A 16,445-nucleotide genomic window follows, 5' to 3' on the forward strand; every position below is an offset into this window, starting at 1 on the left:
CGTGCATGGACTCTTGATGTGACGCATGTGCGCAAAATCTTCCGGCAAATATCTTAGCTTTGCTTTCGATTGTTGCTAGTTGTCGGGCCTTACGAAGATTGGCAGGTTTAGCCACCAGTCTTCATCGTTGGCACCGGCAAGATCGATGCGTGAGTCGCTGTGGGTTTCGGGAACAGTCAGCGGTCACAATTAATGCTTTTATGAGTGGAGGAATTCGGTAATGACAAGTGTGAAAAGCGTCCAGACTATCCAATCTCTTGAAAGCCAGGCGACACAATCGATAAGTGCTTACGGTAAGGCACGCTCCACCGTCACAGGGGCTCCCTTGAGCGACGATGTTGTAAAGAAAATGAACGAATACTGGCGAGCTTGTAATTACCTCGCTCTGGGTATGACTTACTTGAAGGCGAATCCGCTGCTAAGGGAGCCACTCAAGCCCGAGCACATCAAAGATCGTTTGCTAGGTCACTGGGGCACTAGTCCGGGGCTTGCATTTACATACATCCATCTCGACCGAGTCATCAAATCGAATGATTTGGATGTTGTGTTCATGGCAGGCCCGGGGCATGGAGCACCTGGGGTGCTTGGCCCGTGTTATCTCGAAGGTTCTTACTCGGAGGTGTACCCAGATTGCAGCGAAGACGAGGAAGGGCTGAAACATTTTTTTAAGCAGTTCTCGTTTCCCGGGGGGATCGGCAGCCATTGCACTCCTGAAACGCCTGGCAGCATCCACGAGGGGGGAGAGCTTGGCTACGTTCTATCCCACGCTTGCGGCGCCGCTTTCGACAATCCGGACTTGATCGTAGCTGCAGTCGTCGGTGATGGAGAATCGGAGACAGGGCCGTTGGCCACGAGTTGGCATATCAACAAGTTCTTAAATCCGATCTATGACGGCGCGGTACTACCGATTCTGCATCTCAATGGCTACAAGATCAACAATCCGACCATCTGGGCTCGGGTTAGCCATGAAGAGTTGGAAGCCTTCTTTCGTGGTACGGGCTGGACCCCTTATTTTGTTGAAGGTTCTGATCCAGAATCGATGCACCAAGCGATGGCAGCGACGATCGACCGGTGCATCGCGGACATACGCGATGCTCAAACGAAGGCTCGTAGTACCGGAACACCTTTTCGCCCCCATTGGCCTATGATCGTACTTCGGACGCCGAAGGGTTGGACCAGCCCGGCCGAGGTGGGAGGGCATAAACTGGAAGGAAGCTGGCGTGCTCACCAAGTGCCAATGGCTAATGTCAAGAATGATCCTGCTCGGCTTAAGCTGCTGGAAGAATGGATGCGAAGTTACAAGCCAGATGAGCTATTTGATTCCCAAGGTCGGTTTCGTCCAGATCTAAAGGCTCTCTCGCCAACTGGAGTCAAGCGTATTGGCTCGAACCCTCACGCCAATGGAGGGCGTTTGAAGAAGGCGCTTCGCCTGCCAGACTTTCGAGACTATGGCATCCAGGTTGACAAGCCAGGGGTGGTGGAAGCCGAGAATTGCCGCCCTCTGGGTAATTTTCTTCGCGATGTGATGAAGAAGAATATGACCAATTTTCGCGTGTTCGGCCCCGATGAGAACACATCGAATAAATTAGATGCGATTTATCAGGTTTCAAAGAAACTCTGGTTATCGGAGTACTTTCCGGAAGACGCCGATGGTACTGAACTCAGTACTGACGGGCGTGTCCTGGAAATGCTTTCTGAACACACCTTGGAAGGCATGCTAGAAGGCTATTTGTTGTCAGGACGCCACGGATTCTTTAGCACTTACGAGGCATTTGCGCATGTGATCGACTCGATGTTTAATCAGCATGCAAAGTGGTTGACGATCTGCAATCTACTCTCTTGGCGAGAAAAAATCGCGTCGTTGAATCTTCTCATTACGTCAACAGTATGGCGCCAAGATCACAACGGGTTCACTCACCAGGACCCCGGATTCCTCGATGTGGTCGTGAACAAAAGTGCGGCGGTCACTCGCATTTATTTGCCCCCCGATGTGAACTCGTTATTGTCAGTCGCAAACCACTGCTTGCGAAGTGAGGGCTACATCAATGTGATTGTGTCTGACAAACAGAATCACTTGCAGTATCTTTCCATGGAAGACGCGATCATTCATTGCACCAAGGGAATTGGCATATGGCCGCAGGCAAGTACGGACCATGGGCAAGAACCCGACGTCGTCATGGCGTGCGCCGGTGACATCCCTACCAAAGAAACGCTCGCCGCTTCCGTGCTGCTTCGGCAGGAGTTTCCAAGTCTAAAGATTCGGTTTGTCAACGTGGTTGACCTGCTTCGATTGCAACCCTCGACGGAGCATCCACACGGATTAACCGATCGTGATTTTGACACGCTCTTTACGGTAGATAAGCCGATCATGTTTGCCTTCCATGGCTATCCCTGGCTGATCCATCGATTGGCATACCGCCGCACGAACCACAGAAACCTGCATGTTCGGGGCTACAAAGAGAAGGGAAATATCAACACCCCGCTCGAGCTCGCAATTCAAAACCAGATTGACCGCTTCACTTTGGCAATGGATGTCATCGACCGAGTTCCGCAGCTCCAAGTGGCGGGCGCTCATGCCAAAGAGAAATTCCGTAACATGCAAATCGCGTGCAAAAACTATGCGCATGAACATGGTGTCGATCATCCAGAGGCTGCCAACTGGAAATGGCCGTACTAAAGGAGTTGGAGAATGCCGTTATCCTTGATGGATGGGCTTGGTCGACAATCGGATTGAGGTACCTCCGTGATTGAGACGCTACTTGTATTGAACGCTGGCTCTTCGAGCCTAAAGTTTTCCGTCTTTCGTAGCAGCGATCTCGAACTAATCGTCCGAGGGAAGGTTTCCGGAATTGGAACCGCCCCGAAATGGGTGCTTCGATCAGGTTCCGGCGATCTGGTGGAAGCGAGCGATATCCACGGTGACTCTCTCTTTGACCATGCACAGTCGCTCGGGCTTATTCTCGAGCGCCTGAAAGAGCAATCGACTAACATCTGTTTGGTAGGGGTAGGGCATCGTGTGGTTCACGGTGGACCGCATTTTGTTGCGCCTGTTCGCGTTACAGAGCCAATGCTCCACGAGCTCGAGCAACTTGTTCCGCTCGCGCCCTTGCATCAACCTCATAACTTGGCCGCGATCAAAGCCCTTAAGATGAAATCGCCAGCTTTGGCGCAGGTAGCCTGTTTCGACACAGCTTTTCATCGAACACAGCCACCCGTAGCCCAATGGTTCGGTCTTCCGAGGCGATACACCGAGCAGGGGGTCCTGAGGTATGGATTCCACGGACTTTCATACGAGTATATCGCTTCGGTGTTACCAACTCTTGCTCCGCACGCAGCCTTGAATCGCACGATTGTCGCCCATCTCGGAAATGGTGCCAGTCTGTGCGCTCTGCGAGGGGGCAAAAGCGTCGCCACAACCATGAGTTTCACTCCGGTGGATGGTTTGGTGATGGGAACTCGTGTTGGTTCGATCGACCCAGGAGTCCTACTTTATCTCATGACGAATCATGGTATGGATGCGACGGCCATTGCAGACCTCATTTATCATGACTCTGGGTTGCTAGGAGTTTCGGGGCTGTCGAGTGATATGCGAACCCTTTTGGCAAGTGCGGATCCCAATGCGGCGGAAGCGGTTGACCTATTTGTTTACCGAATCGGTCGTGAAATTGGATCGCTGGTGGCAACCCTCGGGGGCCTTGACGCATTGGTATTCACCGGAGGCATCGGGGAGAATGCCGATCTCATTCGCTCGCGAGTTTGCCGAGATGCAAATTGGCTAGGCGTCATTTTAGATGAAGATGCAAACAAAGGCTGCTTTTGCCAGCTGAATGATAAAGAGAGCAAAGTTTCGATTTGGGTGATCGAAACCAATGAAGAGTTATTGATCGCAGAGCATACTCGACGCGTCCTTCAAGATTGCGAACAGAACTGAAAGAGTTAGGGATGTGAACCATGAACATCGAAGATATTCTTCAACACCCGAAAACCTTCGGCGATAGATCCCTGGAGTTCACTGGCCTGGAGGATGCACTCGTTGAACGGCGACTCGTTTTAGACCACGTCATCGATCCCAACGAAGCTACCCCTCGAGATCGATTTGAGGCGTTTTCTACTGCACTGCGAGACTTGTTCGCAAAACGCTGGATAGAGACTACGCGGAGCCATGACACAGCAAACCCGAAGCAAGTCTATTATCTCTCGATGGAGTTCCTTATCGGGCGGTCGTTAGCGAACAACTTAACCAACTTAGGGATGAAGCAAGACTCGCAGGGGTCTGATCCGATCAAGGGTATCACTTTTGGCGATTTGATCGAACAAGAGCCAGGACGTTGTCCATGACGTGAAGTGTGGTATTTGCGTTCCAGACTGCATCAAAAAATGGTGTCGCGACGATTACTGTTCTAAACCTGTTCCCTGCCCAGTGCCGGTAAAGTGCTTCGGTTGTAGCACTCGAGAACTGATGATCCATCGTTGCGCTGACTATTGGGCCTAGAGACCCCGATCAGAGAGCGGTGCTGCGAAGGGTACTACGGAGCGGCTTCGACACTGTCCCCTTCTCGTAACGTGTCCGGAGGATGCAGGATAATTCGATCCCCCTCCTCCAAACCGGAGCGGATCTCGGTCTGCCTTCCATTCGAATCCCCAATGGCAACTTCGACTCGTTCCGCTCGGTTGGCCCGACTGCGAAACACATATCGACGGCCCGCGAGTTCAAACACAGCGCCCGCAGGGACGTACAAAGATTCGGCGTCGGTTTCTTGTAGAACGATGCGAGCTTCGATCCGATAGCCGTCTCCGAGGGTTTGTCGTTCTTCCCAAGGTTCCATGAAATCGGCAATGACTCGAACTCGCTTCTCCTCCACACCGAGGGCCGAGACTTTGAGAAACGCAGAAGGCTCTACTACACGCACTTTCGCATGCAGCGGCTTGGGGCCACCCCAATGTTCAATCGTTACTGCAGCACCGGGCTCGATCGCGACTGCATAGTTCGACAAAACGTCAATTTGCAACTCCAGATCACGCGGGTCTCCAATTTCCAAAATCGGGGTTCCTGCGGTCACGACGTTCGAGTCTTCTTGAAAGACACGCAGCACAGCACCATCGATCGGTGAAACAATCTTGAACGGGAGATCGGGCGGATTCTCGCTAAAGCTAGAGATCTTGAGCAGCGCCGCTTTCGCCATATCTCGTTCATAGTTTCGCACAAGCGACCGAAACTTGGCGGATCGCAAATTGGCTTGCGCTGCTCGGTTGGCATGCTCCGCTTCTTCAAACTCCGATGTCGCGATCGATCTCGTTTGGTGCAAAGAAACTGCGCGCTGATACGCTTCTTCGGCTAACTTCAGATTCGACTCGGCGCTTGCCAAAGACGACTGCGATTCTTCAATCGCCGCTTCCATTGCAGCCAAACGGGCTTCGCTTTCTGCGACCGTTCTCGCGTCGAGCAATGCGGGATCCTGTGGCAGAATCTGCACCAACTCCGTTGCGTCTCGGTGTACCAAATCCCCGGCATGCAAAGTCAATCGCAGCAACTTGCCAGTCACTGGTGCCGCAATCCGATAGCGTTCTCGAATGCGTGTTTCACCGTCGTCGTCGACGGTGATCGCAATACTGCCTCGCTCGACAATCGCAAGATCGACTAGAACGGGTCTCGGCCAGTACCCATAGACCAACAGCGCGAGAAGGATGGCTGCAGCGAAAAGCCAAGGCAGTTTTTCACGAAGTCGTTTCAAGAGACTTTTACTTTCAATACGGATACAAGCTCCATTCGGCGAAGCATGCGGCTCACGACCCATGCCGAAATCGAAGAAGCGATAAGGATAATCGTCGCCGCATAGGCAAATGTCGATCGATGGATGACCAATGGGAATCGATGTGTTTCAGTATCGAGTGCCAAAGTTGCGAAGTAGGAGAATAAGATTCCGATCGGCAATCCGACAGGAATTGCCATGAGAGTGAGGCCTGCCAATTCTCCAATCAAGATGAGCGAAACTTCGCGATGGGAAAATCCGATGACTCGAAGAGTTGCTAGATCTCGTCCGCTTTCAGCGAGCGCAATCAGGGCTGCGTTATAAATGACACCGACGGCGATCAAGGAACCGAAGAGGGAATTCATCAATCGCATGATCTTCGTATGCTCGGTTACGAGCTCGCGGAAGTTCTTCTCAGCGGCTTGGATGTCGAGAACTCCTGCGACTTTCGGGACCTCTTTCACTGCACGATAGAGATCGTTCATCGATTCGGGGGCGACGGCGAGAAACGCGCCAGAAAGCTGTTCCCCTTCTTTGAGAAGCCGATGCAGGTCTGTCCGATTCATGTAACAGGCCGGGTCGGTGTAATTGGTGAATATATGGGAGACCGTGGTACGCACGATAATACCTTTCCCGTCCAGTATTTCGATATCGATCGACTCGCCGCGCCGTACATGGAGGATCTCCGCGAGTTTCTCCGTGATCGTCACACCGCCGTTGGGTGGAAACGATACAGGGCGATTGTCGGCATCGAGAACGCGGTAGAGATAGGGTTCAGGGGCTAGCCCCATGAGGGAGAGGCGATGCTGGGCCGTTCCATTTCGAACTTTGACCGCGACGCTCCGAAAAGGTTCGACGCGATGCACACCAGGGAGATGGGACACATCGTAGAGCGAGTCGGCCGATAGGGTATCGTTGAAGGTGAGCATGACGTCTTGACGCTGCGATCGACCAAACTGCACCTCGAGTACAAACTCGATCGTATCGCGCATGAAGGATCCGAGTACGAGCACAGCGACCCCCATCGCGATTCCCAATACGGAGAGGGCGGTCGTGCCTGGATTCCCAGTCAACCTGCGAAGAATCATGCGGGTCATGGTCGACATGGACCAGCCCAGTCCCATGCGATCGACAAGCAGCTTTCCATACGCTTTCGGTGTGTCAGGTCTCATCGCTTCGGCCGGCTGAAGCTTGATGACCATGCGGATCGCATTCGCACCACCGAGAATGGCTGCTAGCACCGAAACGAGGATGGCGAGAATGGCTTCCGTGTAGGCGATGCGATACTCCATCGAGGGAAAGCGGAAGAAAATGGCATAGATATCCACCATCCACCAAGAGGTTCGGATCCCAACGATCGTCCCGAGGGTACAGCCGATCAAGACCGGTACGAGCATAAGCTTGGCATAGTGGACCGCTAATTCCCATTGGGTAAACCCAAATGCGCGAAGGGCAGCAATCTGGTCCTTTTGCTGATGCACCAATCGAGAGAGGACCAAATTGACGAGAAAGGAGGAGACAGCGAGGAAGATCGAGGGTGGAACATACGCCATGGCTCTCATCTGATGCATTTCATCGGAGAGTCGCCGATGGGAAGATTGATCTTCGCGCGTGTATGCCCCCCACGAACCAAACGGCTTTAGCAAACGATCGAGTTCGAAAAGAACTTGTTTCTCCGAGGCGAAGGCTTCCAGACGAATGGCGACGCTGTTGAATGCCCCTTCCATGTTGAACGCCCCCTCCATGGCTTTGCGCGACATCCAAAGAATGCCAAAGCGTCGATTGTCGGAGAGGAGCAATCCGGGTTGCACGGCGTACACGTACTCTGGCGACATACCGATACCAACCACGCGAAGCGTGTCCCGGCGTCCATCCATCGTGACATCGATGGAGTCTCCCGGCACCAATCCATGAACGGTGGCGAAAAGCTCGCTCGCGACAATTTCTTTTTCCTGTTCCGGTGCGGGGAGTCGTCCCAATCGGAGGCAGATCCCGTTCAAGTCGGATGCAGCATCACGGTCGATGGAGACGAGGCGGCAGGAAACCGGTTCGACCATCGTCGGTATATCGATCAGCGCGGCATGTTCGATGCGGCACTGCGCCTTAGCAACCCCCTCGATCTCTTCGATTCGATCTCGCATCGACATCGGCGCTCGGGTTAGACCGGCGAATAGATCTGCGAAACGGTAGGTCGTGTAGTAACGTTTTTGGCTTGTCTCGACCGAGAGGGTCGAACTGGTCGCCATAATGAAGATGGCGGTTCCACAAGCGACCAGAATCGCAATCGCAAACTCTTGTCGCCAGAGTCTTCTCAAATCGTACCAAAGCATTCGGTCCAGGTAACGCATCGAATCACCAGACCAACTGGGAGGCTGGAATCTGGTTCGCATTCCTCTCGATGGCCGAGATACGTCCGTCGGTCATTGAGATGACGCGGTCGGCCATCTGAGCGATCGATGCGTTGTGCGTGATGACCACCGTGAGCGTACCAAGCTGGCGATTGACGTTCGCGATCGCTTCCAAAACGATCACACCGGTTCGGACATCGAGGGCTCCGGTCGGTTCGTCGCAAAGCAATACATCGGGGCGTTTGCCGATGGCCCTCGCGATGGCAATACGCTGCTGTTCTCCTCCGGAAAGTTGAGACGGGTAATGATCCCTTCGTTCTTCCAATCCCACCAATCGCAATGCCTCGATCGGGGGGAGCGGGTTCCTCGCGATGTCGGCGACCAAAGCAACGTTTTCGAATGCGGTCAGGCCGGCGATCAAATTATAGAACTGGAACACAAATCCAACATGGTCCCGGCGAAAGAGGGTTCTTTCCCCTTCGTCCGATCGGGTGAGATCATGATCGCGAAAGTGGACGCTCCCAGCGGTCGGAACATCGAGCCCTCCAAGAATGTTGAGCAAGGTCGATTTCCCGCTCCCCGATGCACCGAGGATTACTACGAATTCTCCAGCAAACAGATCGAGGTCGACCCCGCGAAGCGCTTGAACCGAAACCTCTCCCATCGGGTAGACCTTCGTCACGCCCCGTACGCGAAACACCACATCCGATTCCATATCGAGCAAGCTTGAATCCATAGCCGTCATTCTAGCTGGTTCTGCCATCGCCTGCAGGCGAACGAATCGGTATGGGATCTGGCAACCATGGGCTGGGGACTTTCTCGTCGTCGAACGGACCGGATTTGCTACAATGTGACGGAATCGACCCTTCGAAGTGCTTGGCAACGATCCTTGTTAAGGAAGAATAGAAGCGGTCTTGTCGGTGAGAAAACGGATTGATTCCTTGAAACGATGAAAGTTTGGTATGACCCATGAAGATTCCGCTCGCGCGGACTTGGAAAGACTGCAAAAGGCCCGTGAGCAGATTCTTGACCAACTCTCTCGCACGATCGTTGGACAAACGGATGTCGTCGAACAATTGCTGATCAGCATCTTTGCCCGAGGGCATTGTTTGCTGGAGGGGGTACCCGGTCTGGCGAAGACGTTGATGATCAGTTCGCTCGCGCAGACGATGAATTTGTCGTTTAGTCGAATCCAGTTCACCCCGGATTTGATGCCCGCCGACATCACCGGGACGGAGATCATCGAAGAGAACAAATCGACTGGGTCCCGCGAACGCCGCTTCATGGAAGGTCCCCTCTTCGCGAATGTGGTTCTCGCCGACGAGATCAATCGAACTCCACCGAAAACGCAGGCTGCTTTGTTGGAAGCCATGCAGGAGCGTCAGATCACGGTCGGACGCGTGCGGCACCAACTCTCCGATCCCTTCTTTGTGCTCGCAACGCAAAACCCGATCGAGCAGGAGGGAACGTATCCACTTCCCGAAGCCCAGCAGGACCGGTTCATGTTCAAGGTGCATGTTTCCTATCCTTCGTTCGCCGACGAATTCGAGGTGGCGCGGCGTACCACGGGAAGAACGAAATCGACGATCGAGTCGGTTCTGTCAGGCGAAGAAATCTTGGCACTTCAGGAATTCATTCGGGGCATCGAGGTTAGCGAGAATGTCATTCGCTACGCGCTCGCGATTGTTCGGCAAACACGCGTTGGTCAGGACGGAGTCCCTGACTTCGTTCGTGAGCAAGTCGCTTGGGGGGCCGGTCCTCGTGCCGTTCAATTCTTGATCTTGGGAGCGAAAGCTCGGGCGGCCATGTTGGGTCGATCGTACGTCGACACGGCCGATATCCAATTCTGTGCAAAGCCCGTGTTGCGTCACCGCATGGTGGTGAACTTTGCTGCGGAAAGCGACGGGATCACCAGCGACGCGGTAATCGACAAAATTATTTCTGTTACGCCCACGGCTCAAGACGAATTGCTGCGAGATGCCCGATTCCAAAGAATACTTGCATCCTGAAGCGATCCGACGCATCCACTCGATGGAGCTTCGAGCCCGAAACATTGTGGAGGGCTTCCTGTCGGGTATGCATCGCAGTCCGTACTTCGGTCAATCCGTTGAGTTCGTTCAGCACCGGCAATACGCCCCGGGGGACGATCTGCGACACATCGACTGGAAAGTGTTCGGGCGGCAGGATCGTCTCTACATCAAACAATACGAGGAGGACACCAATCTCCGGTGCACCCTCCTCGTCGATGCTTCGAAGAGCATGCAATATGGTCGCGGTGCGCTGAACAAATTCGATTACGGTGCCACCATTGCCGCCTGCCTAGCCTATCTCACGCTTCGACAGCAAGATTCGGTTGGACTGTCGGTGTTCGATGAAAAGATCCGAACGAAGTTGCCTTGGCGATCGAGCCGCATCCACCTCCAAAGTATTTTCAAATCATTACAACAGGTTGCGCCGAAGGATAAAACCAATTTGGCAGGCGTGTTTCGGGAGATCAACGATACGTATCCCAAGCGATCACTCATGATCCTGATCACCGATTTCCTCGGCGTGGAGCAGGATGCCCTCAAAGGATTAGCGCAGCTTCGAAAGGCGGGGCACGATATTTTGGTCTTTCACATTATGGACGATGACGAACTGGACTTTCCCTTCAACGATCCGACGCGATTCGAAGGAATGGAATCGATGGATCATTTGACATGCAATCCCCGCGCGCTCCGCGACGGGTACATGGAAGCGCTGCAGCGATTCTTGGATCGAATCCGGCACGCATGTGCCAGCTACCAAGTCGATTATCAGTTGATCCGAACCAGCAAGCATATCGATGCGGCGCTGACGGCTTACCTTTCGTCTCGCATGGCGCATATGAGGAAGAGGTAGGTCGATGCAGTTCTTATTTCAACCATTGGCTTGGGGATTCTTGCTAGTCCTGGTGCCGCTCCTCATCCACCTCATCAATATGGTTCGCCACCGGCGGACCGAGTGGGCTGCGATGGAGTTCCTGCTGGAAAGCTATCGCAAGCATCGGCGTTGGGTGTGGCTCAAGCAAGCGTTGCTAATCGCTTCTCGCATGCTGGCGGTCGCCATTGCGGTCGCGATGCTAGCCCAATGGGTGAGCGGCTCGAAGTGGTTGTCCTGGGTAAGTCAATCGACGACCCATCATTACTTTGTTCTGGACGATTCCGCGTCGATGGGAGACACCGGGTCGGGGGGAAATGCCTACCAGTCAGCGCTCGGGGCTATCCAAACCATTCTCAATGCGGCTCCTTCGCGAGAAGGAAACCACCTGGTAAGCGTGGTTCGCGCCTCGCGGGCCTTCGCGGCGCAATCTGGCAAGCAGCCAGCTGCCAGCGATTCGGAACAAGGGGAGCCGAAACCGCTTGTCTCCGCTGACTCGGTCGCGGATCTTCTAGCAAGATCGGTCCCATCCGACCCATCGAGCATGCTCTCCCGTTTGATCGGAACGCAGCCGAGCGCCATCGATGCCCCTCTCCATGAGGCGATCGCATTATTGAGACCGGTCATGGAGCAATCGGTAGGCGAGAAAGCGGTCTTGTATGTCCTAAGCGATTACCGGATCAAGGATTGGCAGAATAATGCGAATCTTCAGCAACAGCTCCTCGCGTTGCCTAAAGGGGAGTCGGAATTGCAGCTCATCGACTGCTCCCCGGTCCGGCACGACAACTTGACGATCGCCTCCATCACGCCTCAGCAGGAGGTTCTGGTCGCGGGCGTCCCCGCCCTGATCAATATCACGGTTCGGAACGAAGGTGTTTCGCCGGCTCGAAACGTGACAGTTCGCGTGTTGGCAACCGACTACAGCGGAAGTGACTTGGAGCTGAAGCCGACCGCTCCTTACTCCGGTTTGACCACCGAGCTACCTCCTTTGCTTATCGACCGAATCGAGCCGGGTGAATCGGTAACCAGGCACACACAGGTTCTGTTCCCGAAAAGCGGTTCGCATGTCGTCGAGGCCCAATTGCCCCCCGATCCGTTGCAAGCCGATAACCGAGCCCACTGCGTTTTGGATCTGCAGGATGGCTTGCGAGTCTTGCTCATCGATGGGGATCCAACGGGGAAGCACTCCTTCTTCATCGAGTCGGCCTTGGACCCAGGTGGGACGGCAAAAACCGGATTGTTGATGAGCCGCGAAGGGCCGGAGTTCTTGCGGGACGCAGATCCTTCGGCACTGGACGGTTACGCGTGTATTCTCATGCAAGCGGTTCCAGGATTGGACGGTCGCGCTTTAGAGAACCTGCACGCGTACGTCTCGCGAGGGGGAGGCTTGGCGGTCTTCTTCGGTGAGCTCATGACCGATGCAGACTATGCGAGATACAACGCGGGGTGGACCAAAGCCCCTATAGGAGCACCGGTTTCGACTCCTCTTATGCCATTCCAGATCCTCGGCATGGCGACTCTCGCTCGGTCCAGCGATGCGGGCGTTCCCGATATGATTGCCGAACAGCATCCCATTTTCGAGCCTTTGTTGGGATTGAGCAATTCTCCATTCCAGTTTGTTCGCGTCGACCGGTTCGTCGATCTCGATGATTCGCTGTTTGCCTCCTCCGAACGAGGAAGCGAGTTGGCTACCAAAACCTGGAAAACCGTCCTGGCGCTGCGGAATCAAAAGCCCCTGATGATCGACCATTCTGTCGGCAATGGGCGAGTCCTGTTCACCATGACCGCTCTGGACCGACAGTGGACGAACTGGCCGCAAGACCCGACGTTTGTCGTCGCCGCGTTGAAGATGGTCGGATACCTCTCTTCCTTTCGTGGGATGGACACATCCAAGGTGGCTGGAACTCCCATGCGATGGGATTTCTCATCGCAGGAGATGCTCCCGGAAATACAAATTATCTGTCCTCCGTTGGCCGGTTCGACCCTTCGACCTGTCTTGAGTATCAACGCGGCACCGGCGGGTGAATCCTCTCTGGCTGCTGTCATCGACTCTAGCCGAAGTGGAGAAACCGAGGAGTCGATTCGCGCGATCCTAAACGCCGGTGTTTACGAGTGGTGGGGGACATCGACTCAGGGGGATCGAGTGGTTCGGAACATGGCGAGAAACGTATCGCCGCTGGAAGGGGCATTTGAAAAGATTGCCAGTCCAGATCTCAATCGAGAGCTTGCTGGTATCCCTTTCAGCTACAAGTCGGTGGATGCTGTCGGTGCGACGACCACTCTCGCTGGATTTGCTAATCGCAACATGCTTCTTATGGTCATGCTTTTAATGCTGCTCCTCTTCGAGCAGTGGCTGGCTTGGAGCGCCTCGTACCATCTCCCTTCGAAATAGCGAACGCATGCACCTCGTCGATCCCGTGTTTCCTTGGTTGATAGCTCAAGAAGACTCTCGCGTCTTCTACCAGTGGATGCGCGTCGAACAAATGGACCAATGGCTCCATTGGTTTGGACTCGGGTGCATTCTGTTGTTGATTTTTAGCTATGTAGTGTTTTGGTACCGTCGCGATTGGAAGGAGTTGCCCAAAGGAATCGGCTGGTCACTTTTGGCGCTGCGTGTTCTGGCTATTATCGGGATTCTGGTCTTCTTTTTCGATCTGCAAAAACGGACGGAGAAACAGATCACGCGCGCTTCCAAACTGGCTGTGCTCGTCGATACTTCGCTCAGTATGACCATGCCACAGCAGGAACGCGAAGGGGTCGCGGATGTGATCGATCCGGCCGCTAGCCGAATTGCAGCTGTACAAAAGCTCTTTCAGACGTCGCCGGTCTTGAAACAGTTTCAGGAAAAGCACGATGTCGCCGTCTATCGGTTCGATCAAAGCACTCGCCCAACAGCCATCGCCAATTTCTTAAAGCCCAGACCGACGGACAAAGGTAGTGTCGACAATCGGCTCGCAGTGTGGCAATCGGCCCGCTGGGGAGCATGGGGAGGGACGCTGCTACTCGGTGTGTCGGTCGCCGTTCTTTTAGTAAGCCTAGTTCTTCGCGTTCGGGGCAACGCCAGCCCTGCGATTCCCTATGTGCTCATGGGTGCGTTGATCGGATTGATCGCCGGTTTTGTTTTGATCTCGACTTCTATTCTCCGAGCGGATGGCATCGCGTGGCAGTCGCTATGGAGTTCACAACCGCCAACGTTCGAGAATGCCGATGAGGATCCCCAGGAGGAACCTCGAAGTGCAACGAAGAATGGCGAGCTTGCGAGCGAATTACAGCCCACTACACCGGAGCAAGTCGCTTGGGAGTCGGTTCTGGCTGCCACCGGCTCCGAGTCGAGGATTGGCGATGCCATCCATGCGGTCCTCGAACAAGAACGCGGCTCGCCATTGGCTGGCATCGTTTTGCTCACCGACGGACGAAGCAATGCGGGGCTAGATCCGCTTACCACCGTAGCAGAAGCCGCAGTTCAAGGAATTCCTATTCACACCATCGGATTGGGGACGGACAAGAATCCGGTCAACGTTCGAGTCTTGGATGTCGAGAGCCCCAAGCGGGTCTTTCCTGGAGATCGCTTTCGACTCAATGCGCTCGTACAAGCATCCGGGCTCGAAGGGAAACAAGTCTCGCTACAGCTTCGGCGACGGGCAGGTGGACAACAATCCGATACCATGACGATCGACGAAGAGCGCGTGGTCACGTTGGGAGGAGACGATGCGATTACGAGCGTGGTCTTCGATGTCATGCCTCGCGAAGTAGGGCCTTGGATTTACGAAGTCAAAACAGTTCCTGCGTCCCAGGATACCAATCCTCTCGACAATGCTATGGAACGCGAGGTACGTGTGGTCGAGCCGAAGGCGACCGTGCTGGTGATGGCGGGCGGACCCACGCGCGAGTACCAATTCGTCCGAAATCTCCTCTATCGCGACCCGACCATGCAGTCGCACGTTTATTTGCAAACGGGTGGACCAGGGGTTTCGCAAGAGTCCCAAAAGCTCTTGACGGAGTTTCCTCGAACGCGCGCGGAAATGAGCCAATACGATTGCGTGATCGCATTCGATGCTGCTTGGATGGACCTCGACAAAGAACAGATCGATGTACTTGAGAAATGGGTGAGCGAACAGGCGGGAGGGCTCGCCTTGATCGCTGGCTCGGTCGCGACCCCCAAATGGGCAGGCGATTCGGGCAACGGTAACCCCAAAGCGGAGGTCATTCGCAATCTGTCTCCTGTTATTCTGGATTCACGCGGAGCTCGAATGGTATCCATGGGACGTTTCGAATCCGAGACAGCTTGGCCGCTTCAACTGACCAATGACGCACTGCAAAGTGACTTTATGCAGATCGGTAAAACGTTGGAGACCAGCAAGAAAGCTTGGGAGGATTTCGCGGGCGTCTATAGCTACTATGCTTGCTACGAGCCCAAGCCAGGGGCGACTCCGATCGCTAACTTCGCCGATCCCGAGACTTCGGTCAACGCAACGCTCCCTATCTACTTGGCCACCCAGTTCTATGGGGCTGGTCGCGTCTCGTTTCAAGGGAGCGGAGAGTTCTGGCGGTTGCGTGATCTCGGCGAAGAGTACTTCGATACCTACTACACAAAACTCGTTCGCTGGGCAGCTCAAGGCCGATTGCTTCGAGACTCCGATCGAGGCATCTTGCTTCTGGACAAGGAGCAGGCCATTGTCGGTGAGCAAGTCATGGTGCGGGCCGTGCTTCGGGATGCCCAGTTCCAGCCGTTGGTGATTGCGGAAGCCAACGCGCGGCTGATCGATCCGAACGGGCGCTCCACTCCATTGCCACTAACTCCCATTCCCGACCCCTCGCAACCGGGCGTCTATGTTGGACAGTTCTTCGCGAAGACAACGGGAAATTACGAGGTGCAATTGCCGGTGGGAGGATTGGCCGAACAAGTTCTCCTAACGCAGCAACTCACCGTACGTGTGCCGGCGATCGAGATTCAACGACCCCAGCGAAACGATCCCGTTTTGACCGAACTCGCGAGCAGAACCGGCGGCAAGTATTGGATTGGCGTCGATGGATTAAACGGAACCGCGACAGCCAGCGAAAAGGGGCTTGTGGATTCAATCGAATCGAGGGACCAGACCAATTTCTTGCCCGGGACCCCCGATCGAGACTTTCAACAGCGTTGGATGGGAATCCTCATGGCTTGGATCGTCGGCTGCTTGTCTCTCGAGTGGCTTATCCGTCGGATGAGCAAGCTCGCGTAGCCAACGATTTCAGATTGATACCGACTGGAATCAAAATGACAGCACTTACTGGGATCTCGAGTGCTGGTTGATCCACCACCGACACGATGCGGGGTAGATCGAATCGCGGGGCAACGCACCCTCGACGGCCTTTCCCATTCTTCAATTGCTTAGAACTTGAACCATTGTCCAAAAAAACCAGGCAAGAGTTCGTCTTTGGCATGGCATTTGTAGTTCATTAGAGATGC

10 protein-coding genes are annotated in these 16,445 nt (G+C 54.4%); 7 read left to right on the top strand and 3 right to left on the bottom strand.

Going from position 1 to position 16,445, the window contains the following annotated elements:
• Positions 1–220 precede the first annotated feature (220 nt).
• The 3 genes from SH467x_RS11240 (at position 221) to SH467x_RS11250 (ending at position 4,338) form a co-directional block, all read left to right on the top strand.
• Positions 221–2,677, top strand: a complete 2,457-nt coding sequence (locus tag SH467x_RS11240) for a phosphoketolase family protein (RefSeq protein ID WP_482367214.1) — start codon at positions 221–223, stop codon at positions 2,675–2,677.
• A 66-nt stretch (positions 2,678–2,743) separates the two neighbouring features.
• On the top strand, positions 2,744–3,931 hold the full coding sequence (locus tag SH467x_RS11245; protein WP_482367215.1) for an acetate/propionate family kinase: 1,188 nt from the start codon (positions 2,744–2,746) through the stop codon (positions 3,929–3,931).
• A gap of 20 nt (positions 3,932–3,951) precedes the next feature.
• Positions 3,952–4,338 (top strand): hypothetical protein, encoded by a 387-nt coding sequence (locus tag SH467x_RS11250; protein WP_482367216.1) that lies wholly within the window; start codon positions 3,952–3,954, stop codon positions 4,336–4,338.
• A 188-nt stretch (positions 4,339–4,526) separates the two neighbouring features.
• On the opposite strand, the gene SH467x_RS11255 is transcribed toward SH467x_RS11250, so the two are convergent.
• Genes SH467x_RS11255 through SH467x_RS11265 form a run of 3 tightly spaced genes read right to left on the bottom strand, consistent with a single transcriptional unit; the run spans position 4,527 to position 8,834 of the window.
• Complete coding sequence (locus tag SH467x_RS11255; protein ID WP_482367217.1) at positions 4,527–5,732, bottom strand: efflux RND transporter periplasmic adaptor subunit; 1,206 nt, start codon at positions 5,730–5,732, stop codon at positions 4,527–4,529.
• Complete coding sequence (locus SH467x_RS11260) at positions 5,729–8,140, bottom strand: ABC transporter permease (protein ID WP_482367218.1); 2,412 nt, start codon at positions 8,138–8,140, stop codon at positions 5,729–5,731. The genes SH467x_RS11255 and SH467x_RS11260 overlap by 4 nt, the downstream gene beginning before the upstream one ends.
• On the bottom strand, positions 8,103–8,834 hold the full coding sequence (locus tag SH467x_RS11265) for an ABC transporter ATP-binding protein (protein ID WP_482367219.1): 732 nt from the start codon (positions 8,832–8,834) through the stop codon (positions 8,103–8,105). Before SH467x_RS11265 ends, SH467x_RS11260 begins: the two co-directional genes overlap by 38 nt.
• A 226-nt stretch (positions 8,835–9,060) precedes the next feature.
• On the opposite strand from SH467x_RS11265, the gene SH467x_RS11270 reads away from it, so the two are divergent.
• The 4 genes from SH467x_RS11270 to SH467x_RS11285 are packed head-to-tail and all read left to right on the top strand — an operon-like array spanning position 9,061 to position 16,218.
• Positions 9,061–10,107: an AAA family ATPase gene (locus SH467x_RS11270; protein WP_482367220.1), complete on the top strand. Its 1,047-nt coding sequence runs from the start codon at positions 9,061–9,063 to the stop codon at positions 10,105–10,107.
• A complete protein-coding gene (locus SH467x_RS11275) occupies positions 10,076–10,978 on the top strand; it encodes a DUF58 domain-containing protein (protein ID WP_482367221.1) in 903 nt (300 codons plus the stop codon). The genes SH467x_RS11270 and SH467x_RS11275 overlap by 32 nt, the downstream gene beginning before the upstream one ends.
• Before the next feature lie 4 nt (positions 10,979–10,982).
• The gene (locus tag SH467x_RS11280) at positions 10,983–13,388 is read left to right on the top strand and encodes a BatA domain-containing protein (protein WP_482367222.1); all 2,406 of its coding nucleotides are present in this window, start codon (positions 10,983–10,985) and stop codon (positions 13,386–13,388) included.
• A 7-nt stretch (positions 13,389–13,395) separates the two neighbouring features.
• A complete protein-coding gene (locus SH467x_RS11285; RefSeq protein WP_482367223.1) occupies positions 13,396–16,218 on the top strand; it encodes a VWA domain-containing protein in 2,823 nt (940 codons plus the stop codon).
• Positions 16,219–16,445 lie beyond the last annotated feature (227 nt).

It is taken from the genome of Brakhagea slesvicensis (genome assembly GCF_052161625.1).
Classification (GTDB): domain Bacteria; phylum Planctomycetota; class Planctomycetia; order Pirellulales; family Pirellulaceae; genus JBKCUI01.